This window comes from Soonwooa sp. T0.1_25, assembly GCF_057652215.1.
In genome coordinates this window covers 1-2,041 of the sequence record NZ_JBYFBZ010000036.1, presented here as the reverse complement: position 1 = coordinate 2,041, position 2,041 = coordinate 1, and the positions used below count along the sequence as shown (strand labels likewise).

Sequence of the window (2,041 nt, the reverse complement as noted above, 5' to 3'; positions counted from 1 at the left end):
GCAAAATTACGCCTCCAAAGCTATGGCAGCCTCGTTTTTGGCGTAACTTCGCAAAGCCCTTTCCCGTTAGCTGTAATTGCGCAACAACAATTCCACAAAATCAAAAGAACAAAAACAAGCCGTATTTTAAAATGAAAATATTCAAATTTATTTTCTTCGTTTCTTTAAGCATTTTAATTCTTACGTCAATCGTCTTATCTGAAAATTATAATTCTAGAATAATAATAAGAGAAAAAATAAAGGAAAATGAAATTATTTTTGATACAATCGAAGCCAAAGATTAACTTATATTTCGAAAAATAATAAATAATCAAAAATCCCATATAAATGAAAATAGTAAAGATAATTGCCTACATTTTTGTTATTGTAACTTTAAATTCCTGTTTTTTAGCAATTACTGGAGCTCCACACTCACATATATACAAAGAAATTTCTGGCAAAAATGATTTAAACCTAAATGTACATTGTATGTCTTTGAACAAAACATTTGAAGTAAAAAACGTCAATCCAAAAGACTCAATTTATATTCAGTCTTTGAGTTTTAAAAAACCAAATGAAAGAAAATCACTAAATCAAAATAATTTTTCTGATTCAATAAGATTTTACAATTGGAGAATTGGAGACGGAAAATATCACAGTAAAAAAAGAAAAGATACAATTAACATTATAAAAATAATTAATAATGGAGATGAAATGGTTTATAGATTTGTTTTAGAATCAAACAAAAAAAGTAGATAAAACGCAACTACAGCTAACATTGTATTGGCAAAATGCGGGGTTAAATGTATAATTGAAAAATTTCACATATTTAGCCGCCAATATTTTTCAATTCCACATTTTTGTTTAACTTAGTTCCATTGAAAAAATATTGGCTCCGTTTGGTCTGAACTTGAACATTCGTTCAAATTAAGCCCGCACTTCGCCAATACTTTTTCCGTTGGCGGTAATTTGAAGAAACGATTAACAACAAAAAACATTCAAGAAAATGAAGCTATAAGTAACTGTAAGATAGAATAAGAATTGAAATATCCTTTACTAGGCAAAGTAGAAAAGACGATTGTTAATATTAAAAAAATTAGAAAATGATACAGTTACAAATGATTGACAAAACAAAGTCAATAGCTCAAAATGATAAAAATATTTCTGCCGTATTTATGTACGGGTCATTTACCAAAAATGAAGGGGACAAATATTCAGATATTGAATTCTACATCTTCTTGAAGGATAAAGAAAATTTTTCCGCTGAAAATTGGGTAAGCCAAATTCATCCTTTGGCATTATATTTTACCAACGAGTATGGAAGTGAAGTTGCCATTTTTGAAAATATGATAAGGGGGGAGTTTCATTTTTTGACAAACGACCAAATGGAAGTTATCAAATCGTGGGACGGTTTGGTAGAGTTTAGCGACTTTGACAAGATGATTTTAGTAGATAAAGAAGATTTATTGACTAACACGCTCAAAGAAATAAAAACTAAAGTACCTGATCGAACAACAAATGAAAATATCCTGTGGTTGAGCCAATCATTGTTGAATGTTTTACTTACAACAAGCAACTTAATTAAACGACAGGAATTTGCTCACGCTTACCAAAGCTTATCAAATGTTCAAAAATATTTACTTTGGTTAATAAGAATTGAAACATACCAAACCAAACATTGGGAAAGTCCAACAAAAAGCTTGGAAAAAGACATAGACCCAGATTGGTATTCGTTATTTCAGGAGACAACATCAGAATTAGATCCGACAGATATTAAAACAGCTTTCAAGAAGACATTAACATTGACTGAAAAACTTTTTGATAATCTTGGAGTTGAAGCAAAATTAAAGGGGGTATTAAGGAGAATTGAATAAAAAAAACTACCGCCAACATTGTATAAGCGTAATGCGGGCTGAACTGCTAAATTTGAGCATTTTTGCTCCTAAGAAACTTTGTGGTGGGCGGACAGTGAATTGCTCCGAAATCCCGCACTTCGCCAATACTTTTTCCGTTATCTGCAATTTTATACCAATATTGCGGTTTTTAGAGGAAAATCAGGTTG

Annotated in this window: 3 protein-coding genes; all 3 read left to right on the top strand. The window is 30.6% G+C overall.

Annotated features, from left to right (window positions below):
- On the top strand, positions 1-284 hold a 284-nt coding region (locus tag AC23MB_RS14190), incomplete at its 5' end, for a hypothetical protein (protein WP_487787630.1).
- A 43-nt stretch (positions 285-327) separates the two neighbouring features.
- The gene (locus AC23MB_RS14185) at positions 328-738 is read left to right on the top strand and encodes a hypothetical protein (protein ID WP_487787629.1); all 411 of its coding nucleotides are present in this window, start codon (positions 328-330) and stop codon (positions 736-738) included.
- A 344-nt stretch (positions 739-1,082) separates the two neighbouring features.
- Entirely contained in the window at positions 1,083-1,853 is a 771-nt protein-coding gene (lnu(I), locus tag AC23MB_RS14180) for a lincosamide nucleotidyltransferase Lnu(I) (RefSeq protein ID WP_487787628.1), read from the top strand.
- The last annotated feature ends 188 nt before the right edge of the window (positions 1,854-2,041 follow it).